At 70.8% G+C, this 25,906-nt stretch carries 28 protein-coding genes; 12 read left to right on the top strand and 16 right to left on the bottom strand.

The window, feature by feature from the left end; translation table 11 throughout:
- Positions 1 to 64: 64 nt before the first annotated feature.
- Complete coding sequence (locus tag NNL39_RS06070) at positions 65 to 1,321, top strand: MFS transporter (RefSeq protein ID WP_255160793.1); 1,257 nt, start codon at positions 65 to 67, stop codon at positions 1,319 to 1,321.
- Here NNL39_RS06070 and NNL39_RS06065 read toward each other — a convergent pair.
- The 3 genes from NNL39_RS06065 to NNL39_RS12990 all read right to left on the bottom strand — a co-directional run bounded on the left by NNL39_RS06065 (position 1,310) and on the right by NNL39_RS12990 (position 3,582).
- Positions 1,310 to 2,104 (bottom strand): GntR family transcriptional regulator, encoded by a 795-nt coding sequence (locus NNL39_RS06065; RefSeq protein WP_255160792.1) that lies wholly within the window; start codon positions 2,102 to 2,104, stop codon positions 1,310 to 1,312. The two genes, NNL39_RS06070 and NNL39_RS06065, sit on opposite strands and share 12 nt — an antisense overlap.
- A gap of 171 nt (positions 2,105 to 2,275) precedes the next feature.
- Positions 2,276 to 2,728, bottom strand: a complete 453-nt coding sequence (locus NNL39_RS06060) for an SRPBCC family protein (RefSeq protein ID WP_255160791.1) — start codon at positions 2,726 to 2,728, stop codon at positions 2,276 to 2,278.
- 47 nt (positions 2,729 to 2,775) lie between these two features.
- Complete coding sequence (locus tag NNL39_RS12990; protein ID WP_265748838.1) at positions 2,776 to 3,582, bottom strand: M15 family metallopeptidase; 807 nt, start codon at positions 3,580 to 3,582, stop codon at positions 2,776 to 2,778.
- Between the two features lie 228 nt (positions 3,583 to 3,810).
- Here NNL39_RS12990 and NNL39_RS06045 point away from each other — a divergent pair, with 228 nt between their 5' ends.
- The 7 genes from NNL39_RS06045 (at position 3,811) to NNL39_RS06015 (ending at position 10,115) form a co-directional block, all read left to right on the top strand.
- On the top strand, positions 3,811 to 5,094 hold the full coding sequence (locus NNL39_RS06045) for an ABC transporter substrate-binding protein (RefSeq protein ID WP_407665154.1): 1,284 nt from the start codon (positions 3,811 to 3,813) through the stop codon (positions 5,092 to 5,094).
- Positions 5,095 to 5,191: 97 nt separating this feature from the next.
- Positions 5,192 to 6,157: a carbohydrate ABC transporter permease gene (locus NNL39_RS06040; RefSeq protein ID WP_255160789.1), complete on the top strand. Its 966-nt coding sequence runs from the start codon at positions 5,192 to 5,194 to the stop codon at positions 6,155 to 6,157.
- Positions 6,154 to 7,035, top strand: coding sequence for a carbohydrate ABC transporter permease (locus NNL39_RS06035; RefSeq protein ID WP_255160788.1), 882 nt, complete (start codon positions 6,154 to 6,156; stop codon positions 7,033 to 7,035). The genes NNL39_RS06040 and NNL39_RS06035 overlap by 4 nt, the downstream gene beginning before the upstream one ends.
- On the top strand, positions 7,032 to 8,489 hold the full coding sequence (locus tag NNL39_RS06030; protein WP_255160787.1) for a GH1 family beta-glucosidase: 1,458 nt from the start codon (positions 7,032 to 7,034) through the stop codon (positions 8,487 to 8,489). Before NNL39_RS06035 ends, NNL39_RS06030 begins: the two co-directional genes overlap by 4 nt.
- 9 nt (positions 8,490 to 8,498) lie before the next feature.
- Positions 8,499 to 9,524: a LacI family DNA-binding transcriptional regulator gene (locus NNL39_RS06025; RefSeq protein WP_255160786.1), complete on the top strand. Its 1,026-nt coding sequence runs from the start codon at positions 8,499 to 8,501 to the stop codon at positions 9,522 to 9,524.
- Between the two features lie 50 nt (positions 9,525 to 9,574).
- Entirely contained in the window at positions 9,575 to 9,820 is a 246-nt protein-coding gene (locus NNL39_RS06020; RefSeq protein WP_255160785.1) for a DUF1232 domain-containing protein, read from the top strand.
- Between the two features lie 10 nt (positions 9,821 to 9,830).
- Positions 9,831 to 10,115, top strand: a complete 285-nt coding sequence (locus NNL39_RS06015) for a GNAT family N-acetyltransferase (protein WP_255160784.1) — start codon at positions 9,831 to 9,833, stop codon at positions 10,113 to 10,115.
- A 3-nt stretch (positions 10,116 to 10,118) separates the two neighbouring features.
- Here the strand turns inward: NNL39_RS06015 and NNL39_RS06010 are convergent, their stop codons facing one another.
- From NNL39_RS06010 to NNL39_RS05990, 5 genes are read right to left on the bottom strand one after another with little or no spacing between them, the layout of a single operon-like run.
- Entirely contained in the window at positions 10,119 to 10,418 is a 300-nt protein-coding gene (locus NNL39_RS06010; RefSeq protein ID WP_255160783.1) for a hypothetical protein, read from the bottom strand.
- Between the two features lie 34 nt (positions 10,419 to 10,452).
- Positions 10,453 to 11,247 carry a heme ABC transporter ATP-binding protein gene (locus NNL39_RS06005; protein ID WP_255160782.1) on the bottom strand — a complete coding sequence of 265 codons (795 nt, stop codon included), beginning with the start codon at positions 11,245 to 11,247 and terminating at the stop codon, positions 10,453 to 10,455.
- Positions 11,244 to 12,302, bottom strand: a complete 1,059-nt coding sequence (locus NNL39_RS06000) for a FecCD family ABC transporter permease (RefSeq protein WP_407665165.1) — start codon at positions 12,300 to 12,302, stop codon at positions 11,244 to 11,246. Before NNL39_RS06000 ends, NNL39_RS06005 begins: the two co-directional genes overlap by 4 nt.
- Positions 12,281 to 13,330 (bottom strand): lipoate--protein ligase family protein, encoded by a 1,050-nt coding sequence (locus tag NNL39_RS05995; protein WP_255160780.1) that lies wholly within the window; start codon positions 13,328 to 13,330, stop codon positions 12,281 to 12,283. The genes NNL39_RS06000 and NNL39_RS05995 overlap by 22 nt, the downstream gene beginning before the upstream one ends.
- 9 nt (positions 13,331 to 13,339) lie before the next feature.
- Entirely contained in the window at positions 13,340 to 14,197 is an 858-nt protein-coding gene (locus NNL39_RS05990; protein WP_255160779.1) for a sulfurtransferase, read from the bottom strand.
- Between the two features lie 24 nt (positions 14,198 to 14,221).
- On the opposite strand from NNL39_RS05990, the gene NNL39_RS05985 reads away from it, so the two are divergent.
- Positions 14,222 to 14,572 carry a cupin domain-containing protein gene (locus NNL39_RS05985; protein WP_255160778.1) on the top strand — a complete coding sequence of 117 codons (351 nt, stop codon included), beginning with the start codon at positions 14,222 to 14,224 and terminating at the stop codon, positions 14,570 to 14,572.
- 135 nt (positions 14,573 to 14,707) lie between these two features.
- On the opposite strand, the gene NNL39_RS05980 is transcribed toward NNL39_RS05985, so the two are convergent.
- On the bottom strand, positions 14,708 to 15,580 hold the full coding sequence (locus NNL39_RS05980) for an alpha/beta fold hydrolase (RefSeq protein WP_255160777.1): 873 nt from the start codon (positions 15,578 to 15,580) through the stop codon (positions 14,708 to 14,710).
- A 100-nt stretch (positions 15,581 to 15,680) separates the two neighbouring features.
- Between NNL39_RS05980 and NNL39_RS05975 the strand changes: the two genes are divergently transcribed.
- Both NNL39_RS05975 and NNL39_RS05970 read left to right on the top strand, forming a co-directional pair.
- Complete coding sequence (locus tag NNL39_RS05975; protein ID WP_255160776.1) at positions 15,681 to 16,106, top strand: MarR family winged helix-turn-helix transcriptional regulator; 426 nt, start codon at positions 15,681 to 15,683, stop codon at positions 16,104 to 16,106.
- A 10-nt stretch (positions 16,107 to 16,116) separates the two neighbouring features.
- Positions 16,117 to 17,463, top strand: coding sequence for an MFS transporter (locus NNL39_RS05970; RefSeq protein ID WP_255160775.1), 1,347 nt, complete (start codon positions 16,117 to 16,119; stop codon positions 17,461 to 17,463).
- Here NNL39_RS05970 and NNL39_RS05965 read toward each other — a convergent pair.
- Positions 17,460 to 17,987 (bottom strand): MarR family winged helix-turn-helix transcriptional regulator, encoded by a 528-nt coding sequence (locus NNL39_RS05965; RefSeq protein ID WP_322972930.1) that lies wholly within the window; start codon positions 17,985 to 17,987, stop codon positions 17,460 to 17,462. The two genes, NNL39_RS05970 and NNL39_RS05965, sit on opposite strands and share 4 nt — an antisense overlap.
- 31 nt (positions 17,988 to 18,018) lie before the next feature.
- Here NNL39_RS05965 and NNL39_RS05960 point away from each other — a divergent pair, with 31 nt between their 5' ends.
- Positions 18,019 to 18,261 carry a hypothetical protein gene (locus NNL39_RS05960; RefSeq protein WP_255160774.1) on the top strand — a complete coding sequence of 81 codons (243 nt, stop codon included), beginning with the start codon at positions 18,019 to 18,021 and terminating at the stop codon, positions 18,259 to 18,261.
- 25 nt (positions 18,262 to 18,286) lie between these two features.
- On the opposite strand, the gene NNL39_RS05955 is transcribed toward NNL39_RS05960, so the two are convergent.
- From NNL39_RS05955 to NNL39_RS05930, 6 genes are all read right to left on the bottom strand, one after another.
- Positions 18,287 to 19,132 (bottom strand): transglutaminase family protein, encoded by an 846-nt coding sequence (locus tag NNL39_RS05955; protein ID WP_255160773.1) that lies wholly within the window; start codon positions 19,130 to 19,132, stop codon positions 18,287 to 18,289.
- Complete coding sequence (locus tag NNL39_RS05950) at positions 19,129 to 20,061, bottom strand: alpha-E domain-containing protein (protein WP_255160772.1); 933 nt, start codon at positions 20,059 to 20,061, stop codon at positions 19,129 to 19,131. Before NNL39_RS05950 ends, NNL39_RS05955 begins: the two co-directional genes overlap by 4 nt.
- Entirely contained in the window at positions 20,061 to 21,722 is a 1,662-nt protein-coding gene (locus NNL39_RS05945) for a circularly permuted type 2 ATP-grasp protein (protein WP_255160771.1), read from the bottom strand. The genes NNL39_RS05950 and NNL39_RS05945 overlap by 1 nt, the downstream gene beginning before the upstream one ends.
- 75 nt (positions 21,723 to 21,797) lie before the next feature.
- Positions 21,798 to 23,330 carry an arabinosylfuranosidase ArfA gene (gene arfA, locus NNL39_RS05940; protein ID WP_255160895.1) on the bottom strand — a complete coding sequence of 511 codons (1,533 nt, stop codon included), beginning with the start codon at positions 23,328 to 23,330 and terminating at the stop codon, positions 21,798 to 21,800.
- Positions 23,331 to 23,383: 53 nt separating this feature from the next.
- Complete coding sequence (locus NNL39_RS05935) at positions 23,384 to 24,376, bottom strand: 1-phosphofructokinase family hexose kinase (RefSeq protein ID WP_255160770.1); 993 nt, start codon at positions 24,374 to 24,376, stop codon at positions 23,384 to 23,386.
- A 9-nt stretch (positions 24,377 to 24,385) separates the two neighbouring features.
- Positions 24,386 to 25,894 (bottom strand): FGGY family carbohydrate kinase, encoded by a 1,509-nt coding sequence (locus tag NNL39_RS05930; RefSeq protein WP_255160769.1) that lies wholly within the window; start codon positions 25,892 to 25,894, stop codon positions 24,386 to 24,388.
- Between the last annotated feature and the right edge of the window lie 12 nt (positions 25,895 to 25,906).

Below are 25,906 nucleotides of genomic sequence, written 5' to 3'. Positions count from 1 at the left end.
CGGGCGCGCTTCGGCGTTCACCGACGATCGCACCCGTCCCCAGAACCCCGATCGGAACCTCAGGATGACCACTCCCACGACGACCCCCCGGCTGTTCCGGATGCTCGCGAGCACCGTCGGACCCCCGTACTTCCCGCTCGCCTTCGTCGGCCGGTTGCCCTTCGCGATGATGATCGTCGGCGTGCTCACGGTCACCGCCATCGAGCAGGGATCGCTCGCGCTCGCGGGGGTGCTTGCCGCCGCCGCTGGCCTCGGCACGGCATCGCTCGGCCCCCTCTCCGGCTCCCTCGCCGACCGCTTCGGGCAGCGCCGGGTGCTGCTCGTGCTCGCGGTGTCGAGCGCGCTGGCGGCCGTCGGCTTCCTCGCGCTCGTGCGGCTCGACCTCCCCGTGGCTGTGCTGATCGCGAGCGCGGCGGTGCTCGGGGCGACGACCCCGCAGGTCGCTCCGTTCTCGCGCGCGCGCCTCGTCGGCGCCGCATCATCGATGCCCCGTAGCGACGGCGCCCGCGCGCAGTCCGTGGTGATGAGCTACGAGTCGATGGCCGACGAGGCCTCGTTCGTGCTCGGACCGGTGCTCGTCGGCGCACTGAGCGCGGGTATCGCCCCCTGGGCGCCGCTGGCCCTCTCGGCGGTCGTGACCCTGACGGTCGTGACCGCGTTCGCGCTGCATCCGACGGCGACGCTCGTGCGCACCGAGCCCGACGATCGACCCGCTTCAGCGCGCACCCCGGTGCGAGCTCTCGTCACAGTCGAGCTCACTGTGCTCGTGCTGGCGATGGTCGCGGTCGGCGGCATCTTCGGTTCGATCCTCACCGGGCTCACGGCGCTGCTGCAGCAGCTCGGTGCGGTCGAGCAGACCGGGCTGCTGTACGGCGCCATGAGCGTCGGTGCGATTGCGACAGCACTTGCCATGATGGCGGTGCCCGCGAGCATCGGCCTGTCGCTGCGGTGGATCACGGGGTCGGCCATGGCGATCGCCGCCGTCGTCCTGCTCACCGCGACCGACGAGATCCCGATCGTGGCCCTCGCGCTCTTCGTCGCCGGCTGCGGGGTGGGCGCATCGCTCGTCGCGCTCTTCAGCCTCGGCGCGATCGCCGCTCCGCCCGACCGCACGAATACGGTGCTCGTGACGCTCCAGAGCAGCCTCGTCGTCGGTCAGGCCATCCTCACCGCGATCAGCGGCCTCATCGCCGAGTCGACAGGGGCGACGGCCGTCTTCGCCGTCGGCGCTGCGCTCGCGATCGTGCTGCTGGGGCTCGCGGTCGCGTCCCGCCTGGCGGGGCCGTCCGGCGGCGACTCCCCTCGTCGGTCAGCCCGCTGAACGACTCGTGCCCGATTGTGCGACGGAGAGGTGCCCCGCTTCGGCGGTGAACGCCGACTTGACGACGATGACGGGGGTGCCGCCCACGAGCGCGGTCTGCGTGACGAGCAGCACCGGGTCGCTCGCCTTGATGCTCAAATGGCCGGCCCGAGTCGGGCCGGCAACGCTCGTCGTGATGACGCACAACCCCGGCGCGAGCTCGGACCCGAGACCGGCGAGAAGCGTGCTCAGCATGGTCGGCCCCGCAGGCTGCACGGTGGCGAACGCCGATGCGAGAGCGGGGCTCAGCGCGCGAAGCTGCGGTTCGTCGGGGGTGTACTCCTGCACGAGCGCGAGTGGTCGGCCGTCGCGAACCAGCACCGACTCGCGAAACCACGAGAGCGACCCGGGATCGATGGCGACGTGATCGGTCACGAAGTCGGTCGGTTGCTGTGAATTGAACGCGATCACCGACACGTCGACGCCCGTCGACCCGAGCAGGCTCTCGATCGACTGCAATCGTTCGAGCCCGGGTGCGGGCAGGGTGTCGGCGATGAATCGGCCGATGCCGCGGCGGGTCACGATGTGCCCGTCCTCCTCCAGCAGCATGAGCGCCTCGCGCACGACCGTACGGCTGACGCCGAGCATGACGGCGAGCTCCGTCTCTCGCGGCAGGATGCTGCCGGCTTCGAGAACTCCGGAGCGGATTCCCTGCGACAACCGCGAATAGACCGCGACGCGGAGCGGTTGCCCCGGCGAGGTCAGGATCGGCTGAGCGAGAAAGCCCTCGGGGGTGGTCGCCATGGGCTGCTCCTCGCATCATGCGCGGTCGTGAACTCCGTGAAGTATAACGTCATATCTGATCACTGAGCCGGAGAGGATCCCCGTAAATGGGTGCGGGCGGCACATCCTCGGGCGAGTTTGGAAGCGGGCGTCCGCGGCGCACGGCTGATCGCGCGCAACACGTCATGGCGATCAGCGGGCGGCGCCGAACCTCTCGGTCGCGAACGCCCGGAAGGCCTCGAGCGACTTCTCGGTCTCGCGCGGGAAGCTTCGGCCGAAGAGCAGCCCGACGACGCGCATGAACCCCGTGAAGCGGAAGACGTTGCGCTGCTCGATGATCGTCGAGCCCGCATCCGTCGGGGTGAAGCGGTTCTCGCAGAGGTTGTACACGCCCGGCACCTCGTAGACGACGTTCCACTGCTCGGGCAGCGCGCTGTGCTCGACGGTCTCGGTCATGACCATGGTGCCGCGACGTCCTCGACGAAACGTGAGGCGTGACCGGGCGCCGGTCGCCGGCGGTGCTCCGTCCAGCACGTCTACAGCCAGCAACGGCGGCTGCCACTCGTGCCACGTCGATGCGTCGGCGAAGAGCGCCGCGACCTCGTCATGGCCGCCGACAACTCGGATGCTGCGCGTGTAGTCCATGCGCGAACGCTAGACCCCTGCCCTGTCGACCAGCAAGGGTGTGATGCTCAGTTGCCGTAGTCGGGGGCGGGCGGCAGTCCGAAGAACTCTTCGAGCGTCGGGATACCCGTCTCGTGCAGCTCGGCGGCGAGCTCGAGCCCCACGTACCGGAAGTGCCACGGCTCGTAGTCGTACCCCGTGACGGGCGTGCCCCCCTCGGGGTAGCGCAGGTGGAATCCGAACCGCCACGCGTTGTCGGCCAGCCAACGTCCGTGCGCGGTGTCGCCGAAGCAGGGATCGAAGGCGCACGATGCGGGAATCGAACCGATGTCGATCGACAGGCCCGTCTGGTGCTCGCTGTGGCCCGGCTGCGCGCTGCGGCGGTTCGCATAGTCTTGCCCGCGGTTGGCGACGATGTCGTTGTAGACCCGCACCTGGGTGTTGTAACTGCGGTACGTGCTGAGCGACTGCAGTCGCAGGCCCGCCTCGGCCTCGGCAGCGGCGAAGAGCTGCTGCGCGGCCTCGGCGGCGGCACTGCGCAGGAACGGCTCGTTCGTGTACGGCACATCGACACGCACGAGGTCGGCAGGGGCGTAGGTCTCGGGTTGCAGCGGCCGCCGCTTGTTGGCCACGACCCACAGCGAATCGGCCGCATCGATCGAGCGCTGCGCGCGGTCGAACGTCGGGGTCGGCGTCGGGGTCGGGGTCGGCGTCGGGGTGACCGTCGGTGTGGGGCTGGGGGTCGGGCTCGCCGACCGCACGGGAAGGATCGGTTCGCGCGGGGTGGCGCAGCCGATCAGCACGGCCACGATGGCCGCGGCACCCAGGGCGCTCGCGACGCGGCGCGCAGTGCGAGCTCGGGGGTTCGTGGTCACGCGTCGAGACTAGCCCGAGGTGTTCTGACGATCGACGACCGCATCACGCCTCGGGCGGCGCGCCGAAATCGAGTCGCCAAATGAGCCTTCTGATCGGGCTTTTCATGTTGTTCTGGAACAGGCGTTGACATTGCAGACAACACCTGCGTAGTGTTCCACGCATTGTGAGAGCGCTCTCACGACTACCGAATGAGAGCGCTCTCACCCTCCACCCACGCACACAAAGGAGTGACCGTGAAACTTTCACGACGCAGCACTGCGGCCGGCGCCATCGCCGGCGCCGCCGCATTCGCCCTCATCGCCTCGGGCTGCGCCAGCTCGACCGACCCCGGTGCCGAGGGTGGTGACATCACCCTCACGGTCGCCACGTTCAACGACTTCGGCTACACCGACGAGCTGTTCGCGCAGTACGAGGCCGAGAACCCCGGCGTCACGATCGTGCACAACCGCGCCGCGACCTCGAACGACGCTCGCGACAACTTCTTCACCAAGCTCGGCGCCGGCAGCGGCCTCGCCGACATCGAGGCCGTCGAGGTCGACTGGTTCGCCGAGATGATGCAGTACAGCGACAAGCTCGCCGACCTGACCGACCCCGAGCTCGCCGACCGCTGGGTCGACTGGAAGACCGCGGCGGCGACGGATGCTGACGGCCGCCTGGTCGCGTACGGCACCGACATCGGCCCGGAGGCCGTCTGCTACCGCGCCGACCTGTTCGAGGCCGCGGGCCTGCCTACGGACCGCGACGAGGTCGCGGCGCTGCTCGAGGGCGACTGGGACACCTACTACGAGGTCGGCCAGCAGTACGTCGACGCGACCGGCCAGGCATGGTTCGACTCGGCCGGCGCCACCTACCAGGGTGTCGTCAACCAGATCGAGTTCGCCTACGAAGAGGCTGACGGCACGGTCATCGCCACCACGAACCCCGAGGTCGAGGCGGCCTTCACCTCGGTGCTCGAGGCCAGCTCGACCCTCTCGGCCAACCTCAGCCAGTGGAGCGACGACTGGTTCGCGGGCCTCTCGAACGGTGCCTTCGCCACGATGCTCTGCCCGGGCTGGATGCTCGGCGTCATCTCGGGCAACGCTCCCGACGTGACCGGGTGGGACGTCGCGAACGTCTTCCCCGGCGGCGGCGGCAACTGGGGCGGCTCGTACCTGACCGTTCCCGCCCAGGGCGCGAACATCGAGGCCGCGACGAAGCTCGCCGCATGGCTCACCGCTCCCGAGCAGCAGCTCTCGGCGTTCGCCGCGGCCGGCACCTTCCCGAGCCAGGTCGAGGCCTACGAGTCGGAGGAGCTGCGCAGCGCCACGAACGAGTACTTCAACGACGCTCCCGTCGGCGAGATCCTCATCGAGCGCTCGCAGGCGATCGGCGTCGCGCCCTTCAAGAGCGTGAAGTACTTCCCGATCAACGACGCGCTGCAGAAGGCGCTGACCCGCGTCGACGTGGATGCCTCGCAGAGCATCCAAGAGTCGTGGGATCAGTTCGTCGCTGACGTGACGGCCCTCGGCTAACCGCCAGAAGAACCACCCCGGGGCCGCTCGCCTCCTCCAAGGCGAGCGGCCCCGGGCACACCCCTCGATGACCGACGGCGCTCACAGGAGAACAGCCATGCTGACCACCGCTACCGGGCTCTCCGCCCCCATCCAGAAGAAGCAGCGCTCGGTGCGCCGCATCGCCTTCTCGCAGACGCTCTCGCGGTGGGACGTCAAGATCTCGCCCTACCTGTACATCTCGCCCTTCTTCATCCTCTTCGCGATCACCGGCCTCTTCCCGCTCGTCTACACGGCCTGGGTGTCGGTGCACGAGTGGAACCTCATCGGGGGCCAGGGCGACTTCGTCGGCTTCGACAACTTCGCCTTCGTGCTCTCGCAGCCGCCCTTCTGGATCGCGCTGCGCAACACCTTCTCGATCTTCCTCATCTCGGCCGTGCCGCAGATCGCCTTCGCGCTGCTCATTGCCGCGGTGCTCGACCGCAACCTGCGGGCCAAGACCTTCTGGCGCATGGGCGTGCTGCTGCCCTACGTGGTGGCCCCCGTCGCCGTCACCCTCATCTTCAGCAACATGTTCGGCGACCAGTACGGCCTCATCAACAACCTGCTGGGCGACCTCGGCATCGACCCGATCGGGTGGCACTCCGACGTGCTGCCGAGCCACATCGCCATCGCGACCATGGTCAACTTCCGCTGGACGGGCTACACCGCGCTCATCCTGCTCGCGGCCATGCAGGCGATCCCGCGCGACTACTACGAGGCCGCGATGATCGACGGCGCGGGCATCGTGCGGCAGTTCTTCTCCATCACGATCCCCCAGCTGCGCCCGACCCTCATCTTCGTCATCGTCACCTCGACGATCGGCGGCCTGCAGATCTTCGACGAGCCGCGCCTGTACGACTCGGTCGGCCAGGGCGGCGCGAGCAGCCAGTGGATGACCATCACGATCTACCTCTACAACCTCGGCTGGGGGCAGCTGAACTTCGGTCGCGCTGCCGCGGTCGCGTGGCTGCTCTTCCTCATCATCGTCATCGTGGGGCTGCTCAACGTGGCCATCACCCGTTCGATTGCGAAGGCATCATGACCGGCACCGGACTGCTCGAGCGACGCCGCACCCCGCGTCGCCGCGGCCTCGAGAACGGCCAGCGGCCCGGCTGGAAGGCCTACGGCTTCCTCACGGCCGTCATGCTCGGCTCGATGTTCCCCATCTACTGGTCGTTCCTCATCGGCTCGGGCGACGCCTCCACCATCAACCAGCAAGACATCGTCTGGTGGCCGGGCGGCAACTTCCTCACCAACGCGGCCGCCGTGCTCGAGGCCGACAGCGTCAACTTCTGGCGCGCGATCGGCAACTCGATCATCGTCTCGACCGTGGTCTCCGCATCCGTCGTGCTGTTCTCGACGCTCGCGGGCTTCGCCTTCGCCAAGCTGCGGTTCCGCGGCCGCAACGGCCTGCTCGTGTTCGTCATCGCCACGATGGCCGTGCCGACCCAGCTCGGCGTCGTGCCCCTCTTCATCGCGATGAGCCAGCTGCAGCTCGCCGGCACGCTGTGGGCGGTCATCCTGCCCGCGGTCGTGAGCGCGTTCGGAGTGTTCTGGATGACGCAGTACCTCGCGCAAGCGCTGCCCTACGAGCTCATCGAGGCCGCGCGGGTCGACGGGGCGAGCATGATCCGCACCTTCTGGTCGGTGGCCCTGCCCGCCGCGCGTCCTGCCGCGGCGATGCTTGCGCTCTTCATCTTCATCGCGACGTGGACCAACTTCTTCTGGCCCTTCATCGTGCTCGACCGGCAGAACCCGACCCTGCCCGTGGCGCTCTCGCTGCTGCAGAGCAACTACTTCGTCGACTACTCGGTGGTCATGGCCGGAGTTATCCTGAGCACGATCCCACTGTTGATCTTGTTCGTCGTCGCCGGCCGTCACCTCGTGAGCGGCATCATGCAGGGAGCCATTAAGGGATGACCACCCACACCACCGCGTCGGCATCGACGCACGCTTCGCCGCGCCCGATTCCGGCCGACTTCCGCCTCGGTGTCGCCACCGCCGCCTACCAGATCGAGGGCGCGACCCACCGCGATGGCCGGGCTGACTCGATCTGGGACGCGTTCTGCCGCATCCCCGGCGCCGTCGTCGGCGGCGACAGCGGCGAGCGCGCGTGCGAGCACTACGACCGCTACCGCGACGACGTCGCGCTCATGCGCGAGCTCGGCGTGCAGGTCTACCGCTTCAGCACGTCGTGGGCGCGCGTGCAGCCCGACGGCCGCACGGCGAACGCCACGGGCCTCGACTTCTACAGCCGCCTCGTCGACGACCTGCTCGACGCGGGCATCACCCCGTGGCTGACGCTCTACCACTGGGACCTGCCGCAAGCGCTGCAGGATGCGGGCGGCTGGCCCGCGCGCGACACCGCCCTGCGCTTCGCCGACTACGCGGCCGACGTGCACGCCGTACTGGGCGACCGCGTCACCAACTGGACCTCGCTCAACGAGCCCTGGTGCTCGGCGTTCCTCGGCTATCTCAGCGGAGAGCACGCGCCGGGCATCCAGAACCCGCAAGCGTCGCTCGACGCCGCCCACCACCTGCTGCTCGGGCACGGCCTCGCCACGCAACGGCTGCGCGCGCTCGACCCCGCGCTGAGCCTCGGCATCACGCTCAACATGACCGTGGCCGACCCCGTCGACCCGCAGGATGCGGACGATGTCGACGCCGCGCGGCGCATCGACGCGCAGCACAACCGCCTCTTCCTCGACCCGATCTTCCGCGGCGCCTACCCCGCCGACCTGCTCGCCGACCTGGACGCGCGCGGGCTCCACCTTCCCGTGCTCGATGGCGACCTCGCGACGATCGCGACCCCCATCGACGCGCTGGGCATCAACTACTACCACGGTGATGCGGTGAGCGCCCGCCCGCCCGCCGAGGCGCCGCTCTCGAGCGCCGCGCCCTCCGAACGCGTCAAGCTGTCGCCCTTCCCCGCCGGCGAGGGCATCTTCACCCACCCGCGCGGCCTGCCCGTCACGGCCATGGAGTGGGAGGTGCAGCCCGAGGGCCTCACGCGACTGCTCGTGCGCATCGACGAGGAGTACGCGCGACCCGCGGGCGTCACCCTCTACGTCACCGAGAACGGTGCGGCCTACACCGACGAGGTCGGCCCCGACGGCTCGGTCGACGATGTCGAGCGCGCCGAGTTCCTGCGCCTGCACCTCGACGCCATCCTCGACGCGATCGAGCAGGGCGTGAACGTCAAGGGCTACTTCTACTGGTCGCTCATGGACAACTTCGAGTGGGCCTGGGGCTACGACAAGCGCTTCGGGCTCGTGCGGGTCGACTACGAGACTCAGGTGCGCACCGTGAAGGCGAGCGGTCGGCTCTACCAGGCGGCGATCGCCGCGCGTAGCGTGCCGCCCACCGCTGACTAGGATTCACCCATGACAGCGGAGGGTGGCAGCACGCGCGTCGCCCCCACGCTCGAGATGGTGGCCGAGCGCGCGGGCGTCTCACGCGCCACGGTCTCGCGCGTCGTCAACGGCTCGCCGCGCGTGAGCGACGACACGATCGCCGCCGTGACCGCTGCGATCGCCGAGCTGCGCTACACCCCGAACCGGGCGGCGCGGTCGCTCGCCAACCGCCGGTCGATGGCGATCGCCCTCGTGATTCCCGAAGACACCACCCGCTTCTTCGGCGACCCCTACTTCGCGGCCATCGTCAAGGGCATCTCGAACGTGCTCGACGACACGGGCTACGTGCTCAACCTGCACCTCGCGAGCACGACGGGTGCGTTCGACAAGACCATCGCCTACCTGCTCGGGGGCAACGTCGACGGCGCCCTCGTCGTCTCGCACCACTCCGATGACCACGTGCTGGCCGAGCTCGGCTCGAGCATCCCCGTCGTCTTCGGCGGTCGGCCGCTCGACCGCGAGACCACAGCGACCTACTTCGTCGACGTCGACAACCCCGAGGCGGCCGCCGACGGCACGCGCTACCTCATCGCCCGGGGCCGCCGCCGCATCGGCACGGTCGCCGGCCCCGACGACATGCCCGCCGGCATCGACCGGCTGGCCGGCTGGCAGACGGCGATGACGGATGCGGGGCTCGCGACCGACGCGATCGCCCGCGGTGACTTCACCCTCGCCGGCGGGGTGCGGGCTGCGCGCGAGCTGCTCGATGCCCACCCCGACCTCGACGCGATCTTCGTCGCGAGCGACCTCATGGCGATGGGCGTCATCACGGTGCTGCGCGAGCGCGGCATCGCCGTGCCCGAGCAGATCGCGGTCATGGGCTTCGACGACTCGCCCGCGGCGCTCGCGAGCGAGATTCCGCTCACGACTGTGCGGCAACCCTCCATCGAGCAGGGTGAGCGCATGGCGCGCGTGCTGCTCGACCTGCTCGAGGGCGTGCCGACCGCCCGCCAGCACCTCATGCCGACCGAGGTCGTCGTGCGCGCGAGCGCCTGAGCCGCCGAGACGCAGCGACGCCGCGACACCGCGCGCGATACCGTGGTGCCATGACCCGAGGCCGCGCCATCTTCTCCGCCGTGCTCGTCGCGCTCGGCGCGCTCGCCTACGGCGCCTCCCCGATCGACATCATCCCCGAGCTGCTGACGGGCCCCCTCGGCCTCGTCGACGACCTCGCCATCTGGGTGGGCGCGGGCGTCGCCATCTGGAAGCTGCTGTCCGGCAGTCAGCCGTCACCCGGCCCAACACCGCCCCCCGAGGAGCAGCCCCGGTGGGAGCAGAAGCGACCCGAGTAGGGTGCCGACCATGTCTCTCACCGTGCACCACGAGCCCGATGCCGAGCGCTACGCCGCCTACGAGGGCGACGAGCTGCAGGGCTGGATCGTCTACGACCGCGTCGGAACGACCGTGCGGCTGCTGCACGCCGAGGTGCCGCCGGTCATGCGCAACAAGGGCGTCGGCGGCGAGGTCGTGCGCGCGATCCTCGACGACCTGAGGCAATCGACGACCGACCGCGTGCAGCCCGTGTGCGGCTTCGTCGTCATGTGGATGCGCCGGCACCCCGAGTACGCCGACCTCACGACGCGCTGAGCGCTACAGGCGGATGACGCCCCGATAGCCGTCGCCAGCATCCGGATCGCCGTCGACCTGGATGACGCCGAGGTCGCCATCGCCGGGGATGGGCGCGGGCGCGGGCAGCGTCGTCTGCCGGTCGAGCTCGATCGAGGCTTCGTGGCGCGTCGGGTTGAAGACCTCGTCGCCGATGCCGACGAGCCCGCCGCCCGAGCCGCCGCGGCGCCCGCCGCCGCTCAGGTCGATCCACCCGGCCCGCTGCGCGATCGCGCCGAGCGCCACCGCCCCCGCCGCGATCAGCAGCCACCCCCACCACTCCATGCGGTCAGTCTATCCCGCTGATTCGGAGCAATCCTCAGTCGCGCAGCGGCAGCACGATCGGGCGGTCGGATGCTCCCAGCCGGTGGATCTGCACGTCGAGCCCGTAGACCCGCCCGACCCGGTCGGCCGTCATGACTTCGGCGGGCGTGCCGACCGCGTCGAGACGACCGTGGTCGAGCAGCGCGATGCGGTCGGCGTAGGCGCCGGCGAGCGAGAGGTCGTGCACGACCACGACGACGGCGCGGTCGGCGGCGGCGAGCGCACGGGCGAGGCGCATGACCTCCTCCTGGTGCCGCAGATCGAGGGCCGCGGTCGGCTCGTCGAGGAAGACGATGGGCGTCGACTGCGCGAGCACGCGCGCGAGCGAGACGCGCGCCTGCTCGCCACCGCTGAGGCTCGTGAACCGGCGGCCGAGCAGATGCCCGATATCGGTGGCCTCGATCGCCTCGCTGACGGCGCGTTCGTCGTCGGCGAGCTCGGCCGTGCGCAGCCAGGGGCTGCGGCCCATCTGCACGATCTCGAGCACGCGGAACGGGAAGCTCACGGTGTTGGCCTGCGACAGCACGGCCCGGCGCTGCGCGAGCTCGAGCGGGCGATACGCCGCCACTGCGCGGCCGAGCAGCTCGACCGCGCCCTCGCTCGCCCGGAGGTCGCCACTGAGCACCGAGAGCAGGGTCGACTTCCCGGCTCCGTTGGGTCCGACGAGGGCGAGCACCTCGCCGGCGCGCACCTCGAGGTCGATGGCGCTGAGGATCTCGCGCTCGTCCCGGCGCACGTGGATGCCGCGCGCGGTGATGACGGCCGCTCCGGCCGCGCTGGTCGACGTCATGCCCACCCCCCACTGCGCCGCCGCTGCCGGTAGAGCAGCCAGAAGAAGAAGGGTCCGCCGACGAGCGAGGTGAGCATGCCGATCGGCAGCTCGGCCCCGCCGACGAGCGTGCGTGTCAGCAGGTCGGCCACAACGAGCAGAGCGCCACCGCCCACCGCGCTCGCGAGGATGAGCCCGCGGTGGGCTGGGCCGATGATCATGCGGATGAGGTGCGGCACGACGAGTCCGACGAAGGCGATGATGCCCGTGAAGGCGACGGCCGCGCCGGTGAGCAGGGCGACGAGCACGATCGAGACGATGCGCAGCCGCTCGACATCGACGCCGAGATGGCGAGCGCTGCGCTCGCCGAGCGCGAGCAGGTCGTAGCGCCGGGCGAGCAGCAGCGCCACGGTGATGCCGACGGCGGCGACCACGGCGACGAGGGCCACCTGATCCCAGCGTGAGCCGCCGAGCGAACCGAGCTGCCAGAACACGATCTGCTCGCGGCTCGCCGTGTCGGCGACGAAGAGCACGAAGGCGATGCCCGCTTGTGCGATCGCGTTGACGGCGATGCCCGTGAGCAGCAGGGTGACGACCTCGGTGCGTCCGCCGGCGCGGGCGACGGCGTAGACCAGCAGGGTTGCGAGCAGCCCGCCGACGAACGCGAAGAGCGCCACCCCCGGGCCGCCGAGTACCGAGGCGCCGATGGTGATCGCGGTCGCAGCGCCGAGGGCGGCGCCCGACGAGACGCCGACAACGCCCGGCTCGGCGAGCGGATTGCCGAACACGGCCTGCATGACCGCGCCGGCGACGGCGAGCGCAGCCCCGACGGCGAGACCCATGAGGATGCGCGGGAACCGCACGACCCACAGCGTCGACTCGACGATGGGGTCGGTCGGCGCCCAGGCGGTGTCGATGCCGATCGCGCGCAGCAGCGAGCCCGCCACCTCGGTGGGCGTGATCGGCAGCTGCCCCGTGACCGCCGACAGCACGACGCCGCCGACGAGGATGCCGGCGAGCAGCAGGACGAGGGCGAGGGCCCGGATGCGCGGACTCACGGAACGCGGTGCAGCCAGTCGTGCGTCGAGAACTTCTCGGCCACGAGCGCGTTCGCACGATCGAGTTCGGCTGCGGTGATGGTGCCCTCGGTGAGGCCGTACTGCGCCCGGAAGGTGCCGACGAGGCGGTCGATGATCTCGTCGCGCGAGAGCCCCGTCTGCGATTTGAGCGGGTCGACGCGCTTGTTGGCGCTCTTGATGCCCTTGTCGCTGAGCTTCTCGCGGCCGATGCGCAGCACTTCGACCATGCGGTCGCCATCCATGTCGTAGGCCATGGTCACGTGGTGCAGCACGGCCCCCGTGCCGAGCCGCTTCTGCGCGGCGCCGCCGATCTTGCCGCTCGGGCTGGCGATGTCGTTGAGGGGCTGGTAGCTGGCCTCGATGCCGAGCCCGCGCAGCGCCGTGATGACCCACTCGTCGAGGAAGGCGTACGACTCGGCGAAGCTCATGCCGTGCACGAGAGCGGCCGGCGCGTACAGCGAGTAGGTGATGGCCGAGGCGGGCTCGATGAACATCGCGCCCCCGCCTGAGATGCGCCGCACGATCTCGAAGCCGTAGCGCTCGGCGTTGTCGAGGTCGACCTCGTTGCGCACGCTCTGGAACGAGCCGATCACGACGGCAGGGGTCGTCCACTCCCAGATGCGCAGGGTGGGGCCGCGGCGGCCGTCGCCGACCTCTTCGGCGAGCACCTGGTCCATGGCCATCTGCTGCAAGGGCGCGAGCGCGGGGCCGCGCAGCAGCTGCCAGTCGTAGTCGGCGAAAGCCGTCGCGCTCGCGAGCGCGCGCCGCACGGTCGTGGCGACCGCCTCGGGGCTGAAGCCCAGCAGCACGGCGCCGTCGGGCAGGGCATCTCGTACCGCGGTCGTCAGGGCGGCGGCGTCGGTGTCGGCGGGCAGGCCGAGCACGGCGGCCTCGATGGCGGGCACGACCTCGTCGGGCTCGACGAAGAAGTCGCCCGCGAGCCGGAACGCGCTGATGCGCCCCTCGGTCACCTCGAGGTCGACGACGACGAGCTTGCCGCCGGGCACCTTGTATTCGCCATGCATGGCCCCAGCCTATTCGGCTGTCGCGAGCGGCCTGGCGGGGTCGGCGGCGTACTGCGACCACGAGCCGGGGTACAGGCGTCCGGGCTCGAAGCCGGCGTGCTCGAGCACCAGCAGGGTGTGGCACGCCGTGACTCCCGAACCGCAGTAGCTGATGACGGGGCGCTCGGCGGCCCCGAGCCCCGTGAGGCGGTCGCGCAGGGTCGCGGTGTCGAGCAGCGTGCCGTCGGCGGCGACGTTGTCGCGGCACGAGAAGCTCTCGGCGCCCGGGATATGACCCGCGCGCGCATCCACCGGCTCGGTCTCGCCGCGGTAGCGGTCGAGCGTGCGGGCATCGAGCACGAGCGCGCTGCCGTCGGCGGCGGCCTGCTGCGTCTCGTCGATCGACGCGAGCGCGGCATCCGGCCACGGGCGTTCGGTGAAGGATGCGGGGCGCACGTCGACCGCGCCGCTCTCGAGGGTCTGCCCCGGGTGGGCGCGCTGCCAGGCGTCGAGCCCGCCGTCGAGTACGGCGGCCTCGTGTCCGAGGGTTCGGAGCATCCAGACCAGGCGCGCGGCGATCACTCCCCCGGCATCGTCGTAGACGACCACCGTGGATCCGTCGCCGATGCCCGACTCGGCCATGCCGCGGGCGAAGAGGTGCGGCTCGGGCAAAGGGTGCCGACCCGCCCCGGGCGAGGGGGCTCCCGCGAGCCACACGTCGAGGTCGACGAACACGGCGCCCGGGAGGTGCCCGTGCGCGTGCGCCTCGGAGCCCGAGCGGCCGTCAAGGTACCAGCGGCTGTCGACGATGACGACGTCGCCGTCTCCGCGGCGGTCGGCAGCGAGCAGCTCGTCGAGCTCGGCGGGGGTGAGGAAGGGCGCGATCATGGCGACCAGCGTAGGGTGCGGGGCATGGATCCGATCGCGCTCGACCTCGACGTCATGGCCGCCTACCTGCTCACGCAGGCGGCCGAGAACCCGCAACGACGCGCATCGCAGCGCATCGATCTCGGGTATCAGCAGCTGCGCATGACGGCGATCGGCTTCGACACCGGCGGCGAGCTGCCCGAGCACACGAACCCGGGTGAAGCCATGCTGCAGGTGCTGCGCGGGCGCATCCGCCTCAGCGACGCCACCCGCACGATCGAGGTCGCGGCGGGCACGGTCGCGCGCATCCCCGACGGCGTGCACAGCGTCGAGGCGCTCGAGCCCAGCGTGATGCTGCTGACCGCGCTGCCCCTGCCGGGCCGCAACGACCACTAGCGCAGCGGGGCGGCCGAGCCCCCACGGGAACCTGGTCGTCGGGAGCCTTCAACGGATGCGGAAGAAAGCGAACCCTGCTCGCAGAGTTCCGAATCCGGTGAAGGACCGCGGGCGGGAACAGGCGCCGGAAGGGGTCTACGTCGCGGCGAACAGCCGATCGTCGAGCCAGGCGATGAGGTCGGCGCGCACGTCGGCCTGGTTGATCTCGTTGAAGACCTCGTGCCGGGCGTCGGGGTAGACGATGAGTTCGACGTCGGTGAGACCCCCGCGACCCAGGTAGGCGTCGGCGAGCTTCTTGGCGCTCTTCTCGCCGCCGAGCGGGTCGTCACTGCCCACCATGATGAGCAAAGGCACGGGCGGCTGCACGCGCTTCGGTCGCCCGAAGAGGCGCAGGCCATCCGCGAGGCCGAACAGCTTCAGAATCTTCGCGTCGGTCGTCAGCGGGTCGTCGACGAAGGCGCGCGCGACGGCGGGGTCGCGGCTGAGCCACTCGGCCCCCGTGTCGCCGAGGTGCTTGTGGCGGGCGTTGAGGTCGCCGCCATTCATGTCGAATGGCGTGCGCAGAGCCGTGCCGGTGAGCACGACCGCGCTCCACGGATGCTCCCCCGCGTTGAGCAGGTTCTGCACCATGAGCGAGCCCCACGAGTGGCCGAGCATGACGAACGGCAGGCCGGGATGCGCGGCCGTCGCCAGAGCAGTGAGGTCGAGCAGGTTCTGCTGCGTGGCGCGCAGGCCGCCCGTTCCCAGCCTGCCGATCTGCGAGAGGTCGCCCTTCCAGTACTCCACGCCCGTCTGGCCGTGGCCGCGGTGGTCATCGGCGTACACCGCGTACCCGGCCGCGACGAGGTCGTGCGCGAGAAGCTCGTAGCGCAGGGCGTGCTCGCCAACGCCGTGCGCGAGTTGCACGACGCCCTTCGGCTTGCCCGGCGTCCACACGTAGTAGTGCACGACGACACCGTGGCTGTCGGTGAAAGTGCGGTGCTGGCGCTCGGCGGTGAACTTCGGCATGAGGGGCCTCCTGCGCACGATCCTAGGCGGGCCGGCGCGCGGGGCGTCGTCGCAGCATCCGCAATTTTCGTTAGCAACGGTAATGAGTTAGGCTAACGAGGTGACGCACCATGAGACCGACCCCGAAGAAGAGCTGCGCGTGCTCATCCAGAAGGTGGCGCGGCGCATCCGGGCCGAACGCGCGGGCGAGGGCATCAGCGACAGCCAGCTCGGCGTGCTCTGGCGGCTCGCGAGCGAGGGCCGCTGCACGCCCGGCGGCCTCGCGACCGGCGAGAAGGTCAGCGCCCCGTCGATGAACCGCACCCTCAACGCGCTCGAGGCGAGCGGCCTCGTGCGTCGTGAGCCGAGCAACGATGACGCGCGGATGGTGTGGGTGACCATCACGCCGGCGGGCGACCACGTCATCGCCGAGACGCGGCGGCTGCGCCAGCAGTGGTTCCATGCCCAGCTCGAGGCGCTCAGCGCCGAGCAGCGCCGCGCGCTCGAGGAGGTGCGGCCGATATTGCGACGACTGGCCGACGCGTGAACACGACCTCATGAACGCCATGTTCCGCTCGCTCGCCGGCGTCAACTACCGCATCTGGTTCGCCGGGGCGCTGATCTCGAACGTCGGCACGTGGATGCAGCGCACGGCGCAAGACTGGTTCGTGCTCACCGAGCTCACCGACAACGACGCCGCCGCCGTCGGCGTGACGATGGCCCTGCAGTTCGGCCCCGCGCTCATCATCGGCCCGCTCGCCGGCATCATCGCCGACCGGATGCCCGGCCGCCGCCTGCTGGCCATCACGCAGATCGCCCAGGCCCTGCTGGCCCTGGCGCTCGGGCTCATCATCGTGCTCGGCATCGCCGAGCTCTGGATGGTCTACCTGCTCGCCCTCGGGCTCGGCATTGCGACGGCCGTCGACGCCCCCGCCCGCCAGACCTTCGTCGGCGAGCTCGTGGGCACGGCCGACCTGCCCAACGCCGTCGCCCTGAACTCGGCCTCGTTCAACACCGCGCGCCTCATCGGCCCCGCCGCCGCCGGCCTGCTCACCGTGCTCGTCGGCGCAGGCTGGGTAATTCTGATCAACGTGCTGACGTTCGCCGCCATGCTCGTCGCTCTCGGGCTGCTGCGGGAGGCGGAGCTGCAACCGATGCAGAAGACCACTCGGGGGCGCGGGCAGCTGCGCGCGGGCTTCCAGTACGTGGCTCGACGAGCCGATCTCGTCGTGGTGTTCACGATGGTCTTCCTCGTCGGCACCTTCGGCTTCAACTTCGCCATCTTCACCGCGACCATGGCGCGCGTCGAGTTCGGGCGCGATGCCGCCGAGTTCGGGCTGCTGTCGTCGATCCTCGCGATCGGCTCGGTCGTCGGCGCCCTCCTCTCGGCGCGGCGCGAACGACCGCGGTTGCGCGTCATCGTGCTCGCGGCGATCGGCTTCGCCGGCTCGATGGTCGTCGCGGCGCTCATGCCCACGATCGAGTTCTTCGCCCTCGCGCTCATCCCCATCGGCTTCTTCGCGCTCACCATGATCACGAGCGCCAACGCCTACGTGCAGACGACGACGCGCGCGAGCATCCGCGGCCGCGTCATGGCGCTCTACCTGACGATCTTCATGGGCGGAACGCCCATCGGCGCACCCCTGCTCGGCCTCGTCGCCAACGAGCTCGGAGCACGCTGGGCCATGGGCGTCGGCGCCCTCGCGGGGCTGCTCGCGGCGGTTGTCGCCGTTCTGTGGATGCGCAGCACGCGCAATCTGCGCATCCGCCGCCACCCGGCCGCCGACCCGTGGTGGCGCCTGCGCGTGCGGTACGACGGCGACGACGTCGAACGCCGCGAGCTCGACCTCGAGACGGCGACGCAGGAGATCGCGATCGTCGAGGCCGAGGCGCGCAAGACCTAGTCGGCGGTGATGTCGTCGGGCGCAGAGTCGGCGGGCGCTGAGTCGGCGGGCGCTGAGTCGACGGGCGCTGAGTCGACGGGCGCAGGGCGGACGGTCGCGGCGCGACTGGCCGCGAGCAGGGCCGTCGCCGAATCGCGGATGCTCTCGAGCTCGCCGATCGTCAGCCCCAGCCGCTCGATCACGCGGCCGGGCACCTGCTCGGCCTGCTGCCGCAGGGCGACGCCGGCCGGTGTCAGCGCGAGGGCGAGCGCCCGCTCATCCGCGGTGTCGCGCGCCCGCGTCACCAGGCCTTGCTGCTCGAGCCGCTTGAGCAGCGGGCTCAGCGTGGCCGGGTCGAGCAGCAGGCGCTCGCCGAGGTCTTTCACGCGCAGCGGGCTCGACTCCCACAGCGCGAGCATCACGAGGTATTGCGGGTGGGTGAGCCCGAGCGGCTCGAGGATGGGCTTGTAGAGGGCGACGATGCTGCGGCTCGCGGCGACGACCGCGAAGCACACCTGGCGGTCGAGGGCGAGCAGGTCGGTCATGCCGCCAGAATACCGGGCGTACAATTGATTCGTGCGCAAAGTAAATCCGCTCAACCCCTTCAACGGCTCCCAGGGGTTCTTCGGCGCGCTCGGGCGCGCGCTGTGGACGGTCACTGGCCCCGCGGCCGTCGGCATCGGGCGGCCGGAGCAGCCGTACGTCGCCCCCGCCGACCCGCGCTGCCCGCTGTGCGGCGCGGCCATGGCCGAGCACACGATCGAGCGCGGCGCGGGCACGACCCCGACCCGCTTGCACTGCCCGCCGGCCGCGGCCTGACGCGGCCGCATCCGGAAGCCTGCCGTCAGCTCTCGCGCGTGATCTCGACCGTGACGAAGAGCTTCGAGCTCGACGGCCCGGCGTAGACGCCGCGCAGGGGCGGCACGTCGCGGTAGTCGCGACCGCGGCCGACGATGACGTGACGGTCGCGGATCTCGAGCATGTTGGTGGGGTCGAAGCCCTGCCACTCGCCATCGAACCACTCGACCCAGGCGTGCGACTCGCCCGCGATCGTCTCGCCGATCTGCGGGTCGCGCGACGGGTGCAGGTAGCCGCTGACGTAGCGCGCGGGGATGCCGATCGAGCGCAGCGCGCCGAGCGCGAGGTGCGTGATGTCTTGGCACACGCCCTTCTTGTGCGCCCAGGCCTCGGCGGCCGTCGTGTGCACGCCCGTGATGCCCGACATGTACTGCACCTCGTCGTAGATCCACGCGCAGATCTCGCGCGCGGCGGCCTCGGGGTCGGCGGCAGCAGCGGCGAACTCGCGCGCCCGCTCGGCGACCTCGTCGGGCGGTGCCGTGAGCTTCGTCTGCACGGTGTTCTCGACCGAGCCGACCGTCTTCTCGACGGCGATCGCGAGCTCGGCCCAGCTGATCGAGCCGTCTTGCGACCCGCGCGGGCGCAGCTCGACGAGGCTGTCGGCCGTGAGCGACAGCTCGTGGTGCTGGTCGAGCTGCTCGAAGGCCGCGACGCGCGTGCCGAAGTAGTCGACGTAGTGGTGCTGCGACGACGTCGGGCTGATGGCGAGGTGCGAGTGCAGCACGACCTGGCCGTCCGAACTCGCGGGCAGCATGCGGGCCTCGTTGTACGACGCGGTGACGTTGCCCTTGTAGTGGTAGCCGGTGACGTGCCGGATTCTCAACCGGTTCATGTCTTCTCCGCCACCCAGCTCGGCGCCGCATTGGTGGGGAAGTAGCGCTGGCGCACGGCCTCGCTCGTCGCGCTCGTCGCGAGCTGCACGGCATCCATGTGCCGCTGCAGGTCGTCGAGGATGTCGGCGATGGGCCGGTACTCGAGCTCGCTGCGGATCTGCCCGAGCTGCCGCAGCGCCTGATCGCCGATGCCGGCGCGCTCCCAGCCGCGCGGCTCGATGTCGCGCAGGCTCTGCTCGGCGCGCGTCACCGCGAAGAGGATCGAGCGCGGGAAGAGTCGGTCGAGCAGGAGGAACTCGGCGGCGTTCTTGGCGCTCGGCACGCCGCGGTAGGTGCGCAGGTAGGCCTCGTAGGCGCCGACGCTGCGCAGGATCGTCGTCCACGAGGGGCCGGAGGCCTCGGTGAGCGAGCGCGTCGCGAGCAGGCGGGCCGTCATGTCGGCCCGCTCGAGCGAGCGGCCGAGCGTGAAGAACGAGTAGGCCTCGTCGCGGCTCGTCGCCGATTCGACGATGCCCACGGCGAGCGCCGAGCGCTCGCGCACCCAGCCGAAGAACTCGTGCACCTTCTCGGGGGCGACCTTGCGCGGCATGCGTGCGCGCGTGGTGTTGAGCACCTCCCACAGCTCGGTGCTCACGACCTCGCGCGCGCGGCGGGCGTTCTCGCGCGCCGCGCCGAGCGAGTACGCGATCGAGGCGGGATGCGAGCGGTCGACCGCGAGGATCGCGAGCACATCGGCGCGCGTGAGGGCGTGGTCGGGATCGACGTCGCTGCCCATGACGCTCAGCAGCGACCGGCACGCGGTGTCCTCATCGATCCACGGGTCTTCGAGCAGCAGCTGCAGGTGCACATCGAGGATGCGCGCCGTTCCATCGCTGCGCTCGACGTAGCGCCCGATCCAGAACAGGCTCTCGGCGATCCGGCTCAGCATCACTCGACCCCCCTCGAGACTGCGGGAGCGCCATTGCCCTGCGCGGTGTGACTCTGCTGTTGTTGCTCCGACTGCGCCCGGCGCGGGTCGTCCTGCGGATTGTGGTCGATGACGTGCGCCGCGGCATCCGTGATGATCGGGATCGACTGCGTGACGGTGGCCTGCTCGGCGACGATGCCCTGCACATCGTGACTGTCGGCGACCATGGGCAGCTGGCCCACGACCCACGTGTCTTTCGAGCCGCCGCCCTGGCTCGAGTTGACGACGAGCTGCCCCTCGGGCAGCGCGACGCGCGTGAGCCCGCCCGGCAGCACCCACACCTCGCGGCCGTCGTTGACGGCGAAGGGCCGCAGGTCGGCGTGGCGCGGGCGCATGCCGTCATCGACGAGCGTGGGGATGGTCGAGAGCTGCACGACCGGCTGCGCGATCCACCCGCGCGGGTCTTCCTGCAGGCGCATCCGCAGCTCATCGAGTTCGGCGGCACTCGCGGCCGGACCGACGACGAGGCCCTTGCCGCCCGAGCCGTCGACGGGCTTGACCACGAGCTCGTGCAGGCGGTCGAGCACCTCTTCGAGCGAGTCGGGGTCTTCGAGCCGCCAGGTGTCGACGTTGGGGATGATCGGGTCTTCGTTGAGGAAGTAGCGCGCGAGGTCGGGCAGGTAGGTGTAGACGAGCTTGTCGTCGGCGACGCCGTTGCCGACCGCATTGGTGATCGTCACGTTGCCGAGCCGCGCCGCGAGCATGAGGCCGGGCGTGCCGAGCATCGAGTCGGCACGGAACGTCAGCGGATCGAGGAACTCGTCGTCGACGCGGCGGTAGATGACATCGACGCGCTGCGGTCCGGCGGTCGTGCGCATGAAGACGCGCCCGCCCGAGCAGTAGAGGTCGCGGCCCTCGACGAGCTCGACGCCCATGAGCCGCGCGAGCAGGGTGTGCTCGAAGTAGGCCGAGTTGTAGACGCCGGGTGTGAGCACGACGACGGTCGGGTCGTCGACGCCCGAGGGGGCGGATGCGCGCAGCGCGTCGAGCAGCCGCGTCGGGTAGTCGCCCACGGGGCGCACGCGCATCGACACGAAGAGCTCGGGCAGCGTCTGCGCCATGACCCGACGGTTCGAGATGACGTAGCTCACGCCGCTCGGCACCCGCACGTTGTCCTCGAGCACGCGCCAGGTGCCGTGCTCGTCGCGGATGAGGTCGATGCCCGACACCTGGATGCGCACGCCGTTGGCGCTCTCGATGCCCGCCGCCGAGCGGTGGTAGTGGCTCGAGCTCGACACGAGCCGCGCGGGGATCACGCCGTCGGCGATGCAGCGCTGCGGTCCGTAGATGTCGGTGAGGAAGGCCTCGAGCACGCGCACGCGCTGAGCGACTCCGGCCTCGAGGTGGCTCCACTCGACGCGTTCGATGACGCGCGGCACCGCATCCAGCGGAAACGGCCGTTCTTCGCCGGCGAAGTCGAAGGTGACGCCTTGCGCGAGGTAGCTCGAGGCGAGCGCTTCGGTGCGGCCGCGCAGCTCGTCTTGCGACATCTGCGCGAGGGCCGCGTGGATCTGCCGGTAGGGCAGGCGCACCTGGCTGTCGGGCGTGAACATCTCGTCGAAGGCGACGGCCGAGCCCGACCGGGCGGCTGTCGCCGTGTACCCGTCGAAGAGGTCGGCCATGACGCGAGCCTAGTCGCGGCGTGTTGCGGCGATGTTTCGGTGGATGCGCGCCGCACCCGAGCCGCCGGCGGGCGCCTACCCTGCCATCGCGTCGAGGCCTGCCCCCGAGAGCGCGATCGCGCTCCACGACACCGGTGGCAGGTCGATCAGCAGGCGTCCGGCATCGAGCCGCGCCGAGGCGTTCGGAGCGAGAGAGACCCGGTCGGGATTCTCGAGGGTGTTCGCCGCGGTGGGGTCGGGGTCGCTCAGCGTCAGCGCTTCCACGATCCGCATCGCGGGCACGCGTTCGAGATCGATCGAGACTGTCCGCGACTCGGTGAGGTGCCGGTTGACGAGGAACACCGCCGCCTCGAGCGCCGGTGCGTCGTAGGTGACCACGGCGTCGACGTACGGAACCTCGTTCCACTCGGCCGTGGCGTAGCTGTCGGTGGTGATCGAGGCGCGCAGCACCTCCCCGCTCGCCAGTCTGCTCGTCGTCGCGAAGGGGAAGAAGATGGTCTGCCGCCACGCTGCGCCACCCGGTTGCGTCATGATCGGCGCGATGACGTTGACCAGTTGCGCCATGCTCGCGGATCGGACTCGGTCGCTGTGGCGCAGCAGGGTGATGAGCAGGCTGCCGACGACGACGGCGTCGGCCACCGAGTAGACGTCTTCGAGCAGTCGCGGTGCGATCGTCCAGGGCTCGCGATCGCGTTCGCGCTCGACATGCTGGTCGTAGTACCAGACGTTCCACTCGTCGAACGAGATCATGATCGTCTTGGTCTGACGGAGCGTGTGCTTGACGTGGTCGGCCGTGGCCACGACCGTCTCGATGACGTGCTCCATGTCGAGCGACGACGCGAGAAAGGCGGCGAGGTCGCCATCGCGCTCCTGATAGTAGGCATGGCACGAGATGGCGTCGACGTGCTCGTAGGTGCGCTCGAGCACGGTGCGCTCCCACGCGCCGAAGGTGCTCATAGCAGAGCCCGAACTGCCGCATGCGACCAGTTCGATCGAGGGGTCGGCCATCTTCATCGCGGCGGCCGTGCGTGCCGCGAGGGTGCCGTAGTCGTCCGCCGACATGGCACCGAGCTGCCAGGACCCATCCATCTCGTTGCCGAGGCACCACATCCGCACGTCGTGCGGTTCGGGGGCACCGTTGCTGACCCGCCAGTCAGACAGCCGCGTGCCGGCCGGGTGGTTCACGTACTCGAGCAGCTCCACTGCCTCGAGCACCCCCCGCGTTCCGAGGTTCACGGCGAGCATGAGCTCGGCGTCGACGAGCCGGCACCAGCCCGCGAACTCGTCGACACCGATCTGGTTCGTCTCGACGCTGCGCCACGCGAGGTCGCGGCGAGCAGGCCGCTCATCACGCGGCCCCACACCGTCCTCCCAGCGGTAGCCCGAGACGAAGTTGCCCCCCGGGTAGCGGATCGTCGAAACCCCGAGCTCGCGCACGAGCTCGATGACGTCGCGACGGAAGCCGTGGTCGTCGGCCGACGGGTGCCCGGGTTCGTACAGGCCGTCGTAGACGCAGCGCCCCATGTGCTCGACGAACGATCCGAACGTGCGCCGACTCACCGGCGCGACGACGTCGCGAGGGTCGATGGAGATGTTCGTGATGGTCAGGGCCCTACTCCCCTCAGTCGCCGTGCAGCACGGCACGGTGGTTCGCGCAGCGGTCAGTGAGCCGTCGCCGCGTCGCGGGCCAGGTCGGCCTCGAAGCGTTCGACGTCGTCACGGTGGCACAGCTCTGTCGCCTCGGTCGTGGCCGTCGCGGCACCGGCCGCGACACCAGCGCGGAACGCGGTGGCGAGATCGCGCCCCTGGGCCAACCGCAGCACCATCGCCCCCACGAAGCTGTCTCCGGCGCCGACCGTCGATCGCACGGTGATGGGCGGCGAGGCCAGGCGGGTCGCACCCTCCGCCGTCACCAGCACAGCACCGTCACCCCCGAGGGTGAGCGCGACGATCTCGACCGTGCCGCGGCCGACGAGCTCACGGGCCGCGTCGATCTTCTCGTCGATCGAGAGCACCGTCGCGCCGACCAGCTCACCGAGCTCGCGGCCCGATGGCTTCACGAGGTAGACGCCCTCCTCGACAGCGAGGGCGAGCGCCGCGCCCGAGGCGTCGAGCACGCACCGCACCCCGAGCTCGCGGGCGCGACGCGCGACGCGCGCGTAGAAGTCATCGGGCATCTCTGGGGCGAGCGAACCGCTGGGCACGACGTAGCCGCCGAGGTGCATCGCCGCCTCGGTGGCGCGCAGGCACTGCTTCCACTCGGTGTCGGCGAGGCTCGGACCCTGCAGCACGAAGCGGTACTGCTTGCCGGTCGAGGTCTCGTCGATCGTGATGTTCTCGCGCGTCGCGCCGGCGATCGCGATCGCCCGCCCGATGAGCCCTTCCGCCTCGAGCAGCTGACGATAGGCCTGGCCCGTGGCCCCGCCGACCGCGTAGATGGCGGTGGAGTGCCCGCCGAGCCGCTCGATCACGCGGCTGACGTTCACGCCCCCGCCGCCCGCATTCACCCGACTCGGGCCGCAGCGCATCTTGTGCTCGGCGACGAGGGTCTCGGTGGACGTGCTGACGTCGAGCGCCGGGTTGACGGTGAGCGTGACGATCGAGGCCGGTCGAGCCGCCGAACCCGCGGCCGGTTCTGCACTGAGGTGAGCCATGCGCTCAGGCTAGTGACGAGCGCCAGCGAACGCGGCGGCGTAGGCGGCGCGCACCTGAGGCTGAACGGGATGCTCGACCGCCGCATGCAGCTCGAGCGGCCATTCCGTGCTGTGGCCGAGCAGCTCGGCCGCCTGGCGTGCGGCGCCGCGCGCGACGTACTCCCCCGGCTCGGGCACGACGACCGGCAGGCCGAGCACGGCCGCGGCGATCGCGGGCACCGCCCGCGACCGCGCCGCGCCGCCGACGAGCAGCAGGCGCCGGGGCTGCAGGCCGTGGCGCGCGATGGCGTCGAGTCCGTCGGCGAGGCCGCACAGCATCCCCTCGATCGCAGCGCGGGCCAGGTTCTCGCGCGTGGTGGAAGCGAGAGTCAGGCCGCTCAGCGTCGCGGTCGCGTCGGGAAGGTTGGGCGTTCGCTCGCCCTCGAAGTAGGGCAGCAGCACGACGCCGCCCGCACCGGGCTCGGCCGCGAGGGCGAGGTCGGCGAGGCCGTCGTGGTCGACGCCGAGCAGCGCGGCCACGGCGTCGAGCACGCGCGCGGCGTTGAGCGTGGCGACGAGCGGCAGGAAGGCGCCCGCGGCGTCGGCGAAGCCGGCGACGGCGCCCGAGTCGTCGACGACGGGTTCGGGGCTCACGGCGAACACGGTTCCGCTCGTGCCGATCGAGATGACGACGTCGCCCGCGCCAGCACCGAGGCCGAGCGCCGCGGCGGCGTTGTCGCCCGCGCCCGGGCCGACGAGCACGCCCGCGCGCGATCCCCGCAATTCAGGAGTCTCGGCGTCGACCGTCGTCGACACGCCGGGCTCGAGCACGCGCGGCAGCACGACCGGGGCCGGGTCTCCTGAATTGTGGAGACCGGTCGATGCGGGCGTGGATGCTCGGCTCGGGTCGGCTTCGCGCGCCGGGCGCCCGAGCGCGAGGGCGAACAGGTCGAGGTCGTAGGCGTTCGTCGCGGGCGACCAGTAGCCCGTGCCGCTCGCGTCGGAGCGGTCGGTGACGAGCTCCTCCAGCCGCGGACCGAGCGCGCTCTCGCCGACGGGACCGTAGCCGCGCAGTCGCCACGTGAGCCAGTCGTGCGGCAGGGCGACGGCCGCGATGCTCGGCACGAGCTCGGGCTCGTGGTCGCGCATCCACCGCAGTTTCGTCACCGTGAACGAGGCGACGGGCACCGACCCGGTGCGGCGCGCGTAGTCGGCCGCCCCCACCTCAGCGATGAGGTCGGCGGCAGCGGCGGCTGAGCGGGTGTCGTTCCAGAGCAGGGCGTCGCGCACGACGCGGCCCTCGGCGTCGAGCGCGACGAGCCCGTGCTGCTGGCCGCCGACCGCGATCGCGGCGACGTCGGCGAGCCCGCCGGCCTGCTCGACCGCGGCGACGAACGCGGCCCACCACGCCGCGGGGTCGACCGCCGTGCCCTCGGGATGCGGCGCGCGCCCTTCGCGCACGGTCGCCCCCGTCGCGGCATCGACGATCACGACCTTGCAGCTCTGCGTCGAGGTGTCGACGCCGGCGACGAGGGTCATCGCGAGCGTCAC

Source organism: Microcella humidisoli, assembly GCF_024362325.1.
Lineage (GTDB): Bacteria > Actinomycetota > Actinomycetes > Actinomycetales > Microbacteriaceae > Microcella > Microcella humidisoli.
The sequence above is the reverse complement of the archived record's forward strand: the minus strand, read 5'-3'. Positions and strand labels throughout refer to the sequence as shown.